Below are 9698 nucleotides of genomic sequence, written 5' to 3'. Positions count from 1 at the left end.
ATCTGGTCAATATCTTGTTACATAGCGGAAAATTTTGATGCCTACCTACTTACTACTTCTCCAGCTAGTTTGTTGAACTGGTTAAACGAACGTTGGCAAGATTTAAAAGATTTAGCATTAACTGAAGTTTCCTTACAAAGCTTAAGTATAGAAGGGCAAATTGCCCTTATGAGTGGAGGTCATGTGCGAAATTTATTATTATTAATGAAGGAGGCGATTAAATACACTAACACCCTACCCATTCCTACCAGAGCCTTACAGCGCTCAATGAGCGAGTTACGAAATACTTATCGAAATACTGTTTTTGCTAATGAATGGGAAGCACTGGCAACTGTGTATCATTCTAAAGAAATAGAAAATGATCCATTGTATAGAGGCTTATTATTTAATCGCTGTATTTTAGAATATCGTTATTTAAATGGAGAAGGAGAAAGTCAAGTTTGGTATGATATTCATCCTCTAATTAAGGGAATTAAAGAATTTCAAGATACATTTAATCGACTGTATCCGGCATAGAAATAAATACAGATGGTATTAACAATAATTTCACCAAAATGCAACAACCTAGAACTCGCTGCAAGATCCCCGACTTCTTGAAGAAGTCGGGGATCTGACCCCTCGTAATCATATAAGGCATGACAAAGCTAAGATTATGGTATTAGAACTGACGGATTGGGATCAGGATTTACCATCGCAAGCAGATGAAGAATATCAAGCCTTAGTCCGCACTCTGAATTTTACAGAAGGCTTTGGCTTATTATTTGTCCGTTGCTCTCCGGCTGAGGGTGAGCAGTTAATTACCAAAATTAAAGAAGATATTCCCAAGAAAAATATCGCAGTTCTGCGGCTTGAGCAAGCTGTTAATAATTTATATGAAATAATTGATAATTTAGATAATAAAGCAGAGATAAATATTTTATTTATCACAGGATTAGAGCATTCATTTTATCAATATGAAGAATGCAAAAGCCTAATGGGTTGGAATAGTAAAGATATATATTCATACAGTTGGAAGGGCGTACCACCTGTTTTAATTAACCTTAACCAACAGCGAGAACGGTTAAAGGATAACTTTAATATCTGTTTTGTGTTCTTGCTACCAATATTTGCAATTAAATATTTTATTCAACGTGCGCCAGACTTTTTTGATTGGCGTTCAGGTTTGTTTGAATTTCCTATAGATTCGGAAACTTTAGAACAAGAGTCATCACGCATTATGCAGGATGGAGATGATGAAAAATATCTCAAGCTAACACCAGAAGAAAGAACTCATAAAATAACAGAATTTCAGGAAGTGATAGCACAAGACCATCAATCACCCGATCTTCAATATGATTTACTGATTAAGCTGGGAAAATTGCAGTCTGCTGGACAGGATTATAAAGAAGCGATCGCATCTTTTGAGCAAGCAATTAACATTCAACCTAATAAACACGAAGCTTGGTATAGCAAAGGTAATGCTCTAAAGAATTTAGGACGCAATGAAGAAGCGATATCCTCCTATGACAAAGCACTCTCCATTCAACCTGATTATCACTATGCTTGGAACAATCGGGGGAATGCGCTACAGAATTTAGGACGTAATGAAGAAGCGATATCCTCCTATGACAAAGCAATAGAATTGAAACTTGATTACCACAATGCTTGGAACAATCGGGGGAATGCGCTACAGAATTTAGGACGTAATGAAGAAGCAATATCCTCCTATGACAAAGCAATAGAATTGAAACTTGATTACCACAATGCTTGGGGCAAGGGGGAATGCGCTACAGAATTTAGGACGTAATGAAGAAGCAATATCCTCCTATGACAAAGCAATAGAATTGAAACTTGATTACCACAATGCTTGGAGCAAGGGGGAATGCGCTACAGAATTTAGGACGTAATGAAGAAGCGATATCCTCCTATGACAAAGCACTCTCAATTAAAACTGATTACCACTATGCTTGGAACGGTCGGGGGAATGCGCTACGGAATTTAGAACGCAAAGAAGAAGCGATCGCATCCTACGACAAAGTACTCGAATTAAAACCTGATTACCACTATGCTTGGGGAAACCGAGGGAATGCGCTAGGGGAATTAGGACGCAAAGAAGAAGCGATCGCCAACTATGACAAAGCGATAGAAATTCAACCTGATTACTACCAAGCTTGGTACTATCGAGGTATTGCGTTAGGAAAGTTGGGCCGTCGCAAGGAAGCATTTGTTAGTGCTAATAAAGCTGCTGAAATTAACCCTGACTTTGCTATGGCTCAGTTCCAAGGACAGATGAAGCAACTTCTTGCTAATATGCTGCAAAAATTGGGATGGAATAAACTAAGTCAGGTCTGGACAGGCTTATTGAAGCTGATTGGTTATAGAAAATGAAATTAAAAGCGATATTATATTTGCTCTCTCACCCACTTCCTAAATGCTCTCAATGCTGGACTTCTCCCTAAAGTTCGGCTTTGTTCAACAAAACGAAGAATTGTTTCCACAATAGGCAAGTTAGGAAAAGTAGGGCTAATTTCTGATTGAATATATTTGCCATCCCGAAGAAGATTAATTTGTAACTTGCTATCTTCATATAGCCAAAGTTCAGGGACTTTTAACGCTTCGTAAGCATCCAGTTGAGTTTTGGAAGTAACATCAACTTCAATTACTAAATCAGGTGGTGGATCAACTGTTAAATCAATGCGTTCTTTACCAATCATCTGAGCATGATTTTGAATGTAAAAAGAGTCATCCGGCTCTACACCAAAAGCCATGTCTTCACGTTTAAAGGTAGTTGAGCCAAAACTCTCACAGTCAATTTCTAATTCCTCTAGCAAAATTTTAACTAAATCTCCAATAATAACTTTAGCTACCTCATGCTTTGGTAATGGCATTCTCATCTCCAAAGTTCCCTGGCTGTAAGCTAATCGCGCTGCTCGATGGTCGCCAAGTTCTTCTAGAATTGCTTCAAATTCTTGCCAACTAACATTGTGGAGCATCACTCTGTGTCCCGGCGGAACACTTAATTGTTGTAATTGAAGTGTTACCATTACTAACCACTAAATGGAAGGTTGAAGCTCGCAAAAGCCAGTATGGTCTATTTTAGACAAATCGCCCTGCACCTTTAAGTACAGGGCGTTGATTTTAGATTAATTCAAAATCCCAACAAAGTTACTTGCCGTTACTGTTGCCGTTAGTATGGCCATTACCAGCAAGCACACGTTCAGCGAGTTTTTCTGGTACTTCTTGCAGATGGTCATATTCCCAGTGGAAGGAACCAACGCCGAGAGTGAGCGATCGCAGCTCTACAATAAAGTCTTGCATCTCGGCTTGAGGCAAGTAAGCTGAGATATTATCCCAACCTTGCCAATCATTTCTGCCTTCATAGCCCAAAATCTGCCCTCTTCTACCACTGAGAAGTTGCAGCGCTTTGGAGGTAAATTCGCTAGGTGTGGTTACTTGTACTTTGAGAATCGGTTCTAGGAGGGTGGGTTGGGCTTGGGGTATCCCCGTTTGCATTGCCAACCTAGCGGCTTGTTTAAAGGCTTGTTCGGAACTATCAACTGTGTGATACGAACCATTTGTTAGAGTTACGGCCACATCCACAATTGGGAAGCCCAAAGGCCCATGTGATAGAAACTCGCGCACACCCATTTCTACGCCAGGGATATACTGTCTGGGAACTACGCCACCAACAATGGTTTCCCGGAAGTTAAAGCCTTCGCCACGTGGTAAAGGCTGGATATCGAGGAAAACATCGCCAAATTGCCCGTGTCCACCGCTTTGGTGCTTATAGCGTCCATGAACTGCTGCTACAGGTTTACGGATGGTTTCTTTGTAAGGAACTTGTGGGAGGTGGGTTGTCATCGGCAGGTTATATTTCCGCCGCAGTCTATCTAAAGCGACTTGCAAGTGAATTTCGCCTTGTCCCCAAAGAATAACTTCATGGGTGTCGCCATGTTGTTCCCAAGCCAGAGAGGGATCTTCTTCCAATAGTTTAGCGATCGCACTGCTGAGTTTTACTTCATCGTTGCGTTTTTCGGGTGTGATGGCGAGGGCGTAAACGGGTTCTAAGTGTTCGGCTTTGGGTAATTCCACTTTTATTTGGGAATCTGTGGAGAGGATATCTCCGGTTTTCACACCTTCTAAACGGCTGATAGCGACAATTTCACCAGCTAAAACTTCATTAACTGACTGCTGTTGTTGTCCCATGAGGCGATAAATACCACCTGCACGAATACCGTTGAGGACAATACCATCGGTTAATTTGCCTTGCCAAACCCGCACTAGGGAAAGTTTGCCGCCTTGAGGAGTATAGTAAGTCTTTAATACTTGAGCGATCGCAGTATTGCCTGCTTTACTTAAACGACGTGCTGCTGTAGTTTCTGGTTCTGGTGCTTCCCGTACCAAAGCTTCTAATAAAGGTCTCACACCATAATCTTGTTCAGCCACACCAAAGAAAACGGGCACTACCAAATCTGCCCCTAATTCCATTTTTAAATCTTTGAGGATTTCTTCTTGGGGTGGTTCGATATCTTCTAAAAGTTCTTCCAATAAGTGATCGTCAAAATTTGCTAAAGCTTCGAGCATTTCTGCCCGTGCAATATGTTCTTCTTCTTTTAAATTTTCGGGGAAGGGAATCAGGTCAGCTGGTGCGCCTGCATGATATTGATATGCTTGTTCACTCACCATATCAATAAAGCCTGTTAGCTGTTCCCCCTGCATGATGGGATATTGATGCGCTACTAGGGGACGACTGGAAACGGCTTTGAGGGCGTGCAATGTTTCGAGAACATGAATATTTGCTCGATCCATTTTATTAACAAAGACGATGTGGGGAATTTCCCAATCGTCTAAGAATTTAAATAGAGGAGCAAGGGTGAGGACGCGATCGCGAATGGGTTCGCAAACTACAATTGCCGCATCGACTCCCATGAGGGCGTTATAGGTTTCTTGGACAAATTCTACACTGCCAGGACAGTCAATAAAGTTAAAGCACAGGTCGTTATACTCAGCGCTAGCCGCGCTTACTTCTACACTCATATGGCGATCGCGCGACTCATTCGCACTATCTCCTACTGTGTTACCATCCTTGACACTGCCTTTACGAGAAATCGCCCCTGTAACAAACAACAAACTTTCTAGTAAAGTCGTTTTTCCACTCAAATAAGGACCAACAATTGCAACATTCCGCGAACCCGATTTTACTTTTTCGTTCATAAAACCTCCCTTGCGGTAAGACACCACTAACCGCATTATCCTGTGTATGCAAGGATAGAAAATGGTTCTCTGAAGGAGAATCATCTCCTCTTTAACCTGTTATTATCCTCCCTTTAATCAGTGCAATTAAAAATCGTAGTTTGTTGTAAGATTTAGCTAAAGAAAAGTTAATAAACTCAAACTTTAATACAGAATTTTGAATTTTTGTTAAAAGAGTCTATTTCCCAAATCAGTTTGTGAAGAAAAATGAACTGAAAGCGTTGCTACTCAAAAAAGTAATGGGATTATTCAATCAATATCATATAGCTAGGAAGGTACAACAAGGCAGAAGGCAGGAGGCAGGAGGCAGAAGGAAATTCAGCTTGATTCAGAAGATTTTGCACCTTAATAATTATTTCCGTTATGCTGTACTGATCAGTTTGATTCTGCTTAGTGAAAGCTTAATCTACCCATCTCCCAGTCTTTCAGTCTCTCCACCAGACTTACTGGCACAATCTGGTAGTCAACCTGCCATAGACGTTTTAAATCAAGGCTTACAAGCAATACAAACAGGTAGATTTCAAGATGCGATCGCTTTATTTAGAAAAGCCACTCAGCTAGATGCGAGATTGGCAGCAGCCCACTACAATTTGGGGCTAGCATTGCGGCAAGCTGGACAATTACAACCTGCGGCAGATGCATTTTATCAAGCAACGCAGGCCGATCCTAAGTTTGCGCCCGCTTTTGCAAATTTAGGCGGCTCATTATTAGAAGGGAATAATTTACAGTTAGCAAATGATTACTTACAACGGGCAATAGAACTAGATTCTAAACTGGGTTTTGCTCACTATAACTTGGGATTGCTCAGAGAACAGCAACGAGATTGGGATAGAGCGATCGCATCTTTTAAAAAAGCAATGCAATATAGCCAAAATGCACCAGAGCCTGCTTACCATTTAGGTATATCTTATCTGCAACAAGGTAAAATCGATCAAGCAAAAGATGCCTTTCGGAAAGCGCTACAAATTAATCCCAAATATCCAGAAGCTCACTACAACCTTGGTTCAATTTGGTTTCAACAAGGTAAATTAACAGAAGCCTTAGAATCCTTCAGAAAATCAGCTGCATCTAACTCTAATTATGCCAACGCTTATTACGGCGCAGGGTTAGTTTTTATGCAATTAAAAAAGTATCCAGAGGCGGCACAAGTATTTCAATATGCCAGAGAGTTATATAAAACTCAGGGTAATCCCCAATGGGGTAGGAATGCCGAGCAATTGTTGCAACAAGCACAAAATTTAAATTACCAACCTCGCTGAGGCGCGAATCCTTAACAGTGCGCAACAATAGGGTTATTGGGTGGACTAGCTGGTGTGGTCGAAACCTATCCCGATCGTAATGGTAAGGTACATGCAAAAGCGCGTTAAAAGTCGGTTTTTATTTTGCGATCGCTGGTTTGATCGTCATGCGATCGTTCGCAACATGGAGGCATTCCAAGACTTAATTGTCATAGTCTTGTGTTTAGGTTTATTTGCTGTCATGCTGCTCCAATTGTGGGGCATAGTTATTGCCTTGACAAAGCCCTTAGACTACAAAGTAGTAACAGCAAAAATACTATTTGTCTTGATTTTGGTAGAGTTATTTCGGTTACTCATGGTTTACCTGCAAGAGCATAGTATTTCTGTTGGGGTAGCAGTCGAAGTCACAATTGTATCCGTGTTGAGAGAAGTAGTTGTTCACGGTGCATTAGAAATTTCTTCACTGCAAACAGCAGCAATTTGTGGCTTATTGTTTATTCTAGGTGGGCTACTGATAGTATGTGCCAAAACGCCACATATGGATTGTATGAGTGCTAATACAAAGTTTTGCCCAATTGCGTATTCAGGAAGAGAACGGCAAAACCAACTGGAATTTCAATATTCACGTCGCTGTGATGAAAATCAACCTCTGTCATAGGATCAGCTGTTACACACCTAATACCAATTCGCCAAAATAGGGCAACAGATGATGACACGGGGACGCGGGGACACTCAGACGCGGAGATTTATCTGTTGCGAGATTATAGAGAATTGGTATAATTGGCACCTTGTTCTATTATCCACAGCCTACAAGCCTTGAGCTATCGGTACAAAGCCTATCAAAGCAAGCTTTGTACCAATAGCTGAACCATTCTATGCTGAATCCAGCAGGTGATGTCGATAGAAATTTATTTACTTACTACAAGTTCTTCGGTTCTTATTACCTTAAATACACTGTAGTTCTTAATTAATTCATAGTACACACTTAGGGTTTCTTCATTAACCCGCGTGGCGCTGAACCGTTCTAGGTTTTGTTTTGCTTGATATTTCAAATTTTGTAGCTGGTGCGAATCGTTGAGCAAATGTCCTAAAGCATTCGCCAAAGTCTGACTATCTTTTGGTGGTACTAATAAACCAGCTTGTCCCCAATCTAATGTTTCCGGAATCCCATCAATATTACTGGCAATAATTGCACAACCTGCTTCTCTCGCCTCTGTCAGCACTAATCCGAACGATTCACAGTGGGAAGCAAGAACGAAGATATCCGATGCCAGCATATAGCGTTGTGGTTCTGCTTGAAAGCCTTCAAAATGAATGCGATCTGCAAAAGGTGTATCTTGCACCATTGTTTCAAACATTGCGCGATCGGGGCCGTTTCCGACTAAATATAAATGTGCTTGCGGAAACTCTACAGCAATTTTGAAGAATGCTTCTATTAACTCAACAATTCCTTTGCGGGTATACATCCCGGCTACTGTAGTAATTGCTGGGTGGCATAAAGGTAATGGTTGATAATCTTTAATACTACGATTCCGAGGGCTATTTAATGTACCATTAGATACCACCCGTAACTTACTCTTAGGTATACCACGCCGGACCATTGAATCGGCTACAGCATTACTCACTGCAATTACTCGATCTGCTAATCCCATCAGTACAGCACTACGCTGAAACTCATTGTGTACAGTAGAAACTAAACTATATTCACAACCGTTTCTCATCAGTCCTGCTAGTACAACCCCAGTCATCATATGTGCATGAACAATATCTGGCTGAAATTCTTGGATTATCTCTCGATAACGCCAAGCAGCCTTGATCATATTTACTGGTGTTCTCGACTGATCGAGGTGAAAGTGTTGAACGCCATGACGTGCAAGTAATGCTTCGTATTCTCCCCCATCTGAGGCTACGGCAACATAATGACCATTATCTGCTTGCAGACAAGCTAGATCTACTGCCACATTCACAATTCCATTGCCAATTTGTTGTACATGATTGGTGAGATGTAGTATTCGCATTTAAATATTCTCCACAGAAAGCACGGTCTTAGAAATGAATTGTTTTGAACCACAGAGACACTAAGGCGAGGGCAGTTGCGTGGTGAGGCAGTGCGGTCTTGGGGGTTTCCCCCATGAGCAACTGCCGAAAGGGTTTCCCGACTTGAGGAGCCAGTGCGTTGCGGTGAATCCAGCCCTAAAGGCGGGTTTCCCGCCGTAGGGGACTGGTGAACCCGGAGGGAGGTTCCCTCCGTTGTAGCAACTGGCGTCAAACTGCCCGTCACAAAGAAGAAAATAGTCTTCTGTGCTCAGATTTGGGTTCGTTTTCTACCCAGATGAATAGGGGTAGTTTTTAGTCAAAAACTATACTGATTCCCAAATATTAGGATTCAGATTTAAAAAATATTTCATGCGATCCAGAAAATCGCTGTATAAAGCCACTAGGTAGGCTATGTATTTGAGAACAATATGCAGAAATTGCTCTATTTTTTTTATCTTGAACTGATGCGATAGAAAGATAGGAAGCTGCGGCTATATCCGGCAATTTCAGCAGAATAAATAACGGTGCTCTCCAGAACAACCAAATAGGATATTGCAATAGTTCGACTGTGATTCCTGCTTGAGCGATCGCAGCTTTCACTAATTCATATGTTGCTTCATGATCTCGATGGCAGTCTTTACGATGAGGTACATAAACTTCTTCTGGCTGATACTGCATTAGCAGTTCAGCTAGCTGTTTAATTGTTTGTTGCCTTTCCTCATTCTTTAAATCAGGCAAAGTGCCATCTGGTTTTTCCAGAAAATGAATATCTGAGGGTTTAACTCCTAAAATTTCTAATGCGTTGACTGCTTCTTGTTTGCGAATTTGGATTATTTTATTTTGGGAATTTTGCTCAGGATTACCTGAACCTTGACCATCAGTAAGAAAAGTTACTATTACTGGGATGTCATACTCTCGTTTTAGAGCAATCATCCCGCCACAACCAAATGTTTCATCATCTTGGTGAGGAGAAAACACCATTACTGATTTGTGGCTTAATGCGATTGGTTTACTTCCATTCTGTACAATCCATCGAAACAGTAAGCTAGAGTGCAAATGTTGTATCCGCTCAAGCCAGGTATGGGGAATTAATTTTTGTAATTGCTGTAAATGACTTTTGATACTCATAATTACTCGCTTTATTTAGGCTTTGATACTTCATAATTACAGTTCAAAATATTTGGTTACTAT

10 protein-coding genes and 1 pseudogene are annotated in these 9698 nt (G+C 41.0%); 6 read left to right on the top strand and 5 right to left on the bottom strand.

The features are described from left to right. The 4 genes and pseudogenes from BV375_RS27335 to BV375_RS36290 all read left to right on the top strand — a co-directional run. Window positions 1-516, top strand: a pseudogene (locus BV375_RS27335) (hypothetical protein); the annotation flags it as partial. A gap of 136 nt (window positions 517-652) precedes the next feature. Next, the gene (locus BV375_RS27330) at window positions 653-1786 is read left to right on the top strand and encodes a tetratricopeptide repeat protein (protein ID WP_143842227.1); all 1134 of its coding nucleotides are present in this window, start codon (window positions 653-655) and stop codon (window positions 1784-1786) included. Continuing rightward, a complete protein-coding gene (locus BV375_RS38385; protein WP_243714072.1) occupies window positions 1743-1886 on the top strand; it encodes a tetratricopeptide repeat protein in 144 nt (47 codons plus the stop codon). The genes BV375_RS27330 and BV375_RS38385 overlap by 44 nt, the downstream gene beginning before the upstream one ends. Then, window positions 1843-2367 (top strand): tetratricopeptide repeat protein, encoded by a 525-nt coding sequence (locus BV375_RS36290; protein WP_243714071.1) that lies wholly within the window; start codon window positions 1843-1845, stop codon window positions 2365-2367. Before BV375_RS38385 ends, BV375_RS36290 begins: the two co-directional genes overlap by 44 nt. Window positions 2368-2381: 14 nt before the next feature. Here the strand turns inward: BV375_RS36290 and BV375_RS27325 are convergent, their stop codons facing one another. Continuing rightward, window positions 2382-3023, bottom strand: a complete 642-nt coding sequence (locus BV375_RS27325; RefSeq protein ID WP_086766316.1) for a Uma2 family endonuclease — start codon at window positions 3021-3023, stop codon at window positions 2382-2384. A gap of 121 nt (window positions 3024-3144) precedes the next feature. Beyond that, window positions 3145-5193, bottom strand: coding sequence for an elongation factor G (locus BV375_RS27320; protein ID WP_086766332.1), 2049 nt, complete (start codon window positions 5191-5193; stop codon window positions 3145-3147). 377 nt (window positions 5194-5570) lie between these two features. Here BV375_RS27320 and BV375_RS27315 point away from each other — a divergent pair, with 377 nt between their 5' ends. Then, the gene (locus BV375_RS27315; protein WP_243714073.1) at window positions 5571-6491 is read left to right on the top strand and encodes a tetratricopeptide repeat protein; all 921 of its coding nucleotides are present in this window, start codon (window positions 5571-5573) and stop codon (window positions 6489-6491) included. 91 nt (window positions 6492-6582) lie between these two features. After that, a complete protein-coding gene (locus BV375_RS27310; RefSeq protein WP_086766312.1) occupies window positions 6583-7128 on the top strand; it encodes a phosphate-starvation-inducible PsiE family protein in 546 nt (181 codons plus the stop codon). Between the two features lie 250 nt (window positions 7129-7378). Here the strand turns inward: BV375_RS27310 and BV375_RS27305 are convergent, their stop codons facing one another. From BV375_RS27305 to BV375_RS27300, 3 genes are all read right to left on the bottom strand, one after another. Next, window positions 7379-8488 carry a glycosyltransferase family 4 protein gene (locus tag BV375_RS27305; RefSeq protein ID WP_086766310.1) on the bottom strand — a complete coding sequence of 370 codons (1110 nt, stop codon included), beginning with the start codon at window positions 8486-8488 and terminating at the stop codon, window positions 7379-7381. Beyond that, window positions 8434-8751 carry a hypothetical protein gene (locus tag BV375_RS37215; RefSeq protein ID WP_166507537.1) on the bottom strand — a complete coding sequence of 106 codons (318 nt, stop codon included), beginning with the start codon at window positions 8749-8751 and terminating at the stop codon, window positions 8434-8436. Before BV375_RS37215 ends, BV375_RS27305 begins: the two co-directional genes overlap by 55 nt. A gap of 98 nt (window positions 8752-8849) precedes the next feature. Then, on the bottom strand, window positions 8850-9635 hold the full coding sequence (locus tag BV375_RS27300) for a PIG-L family deacetylase (protein WP_086766309.1): 786 nt from the start codon (window positions 9633-9635) through the stop codon (window positions 8850-8852). Between the last annotated feature and the right edge of the window lie 63 nt (window positions 9636-9698).

Source organism: Nostoc sp. 106C, assembly GCF_002154725.1.
Lineage (GTDB): Bacteria > Cyanobacteriota > Cyanobacteriia > Cyanobacteriales > Nostocaceae > Aulosira.
The sequence above is the reverse complement of the archived record's forward strand: the minus strand, read 5'-3'. Positions and strand labels throughout refer to the sequence as shown.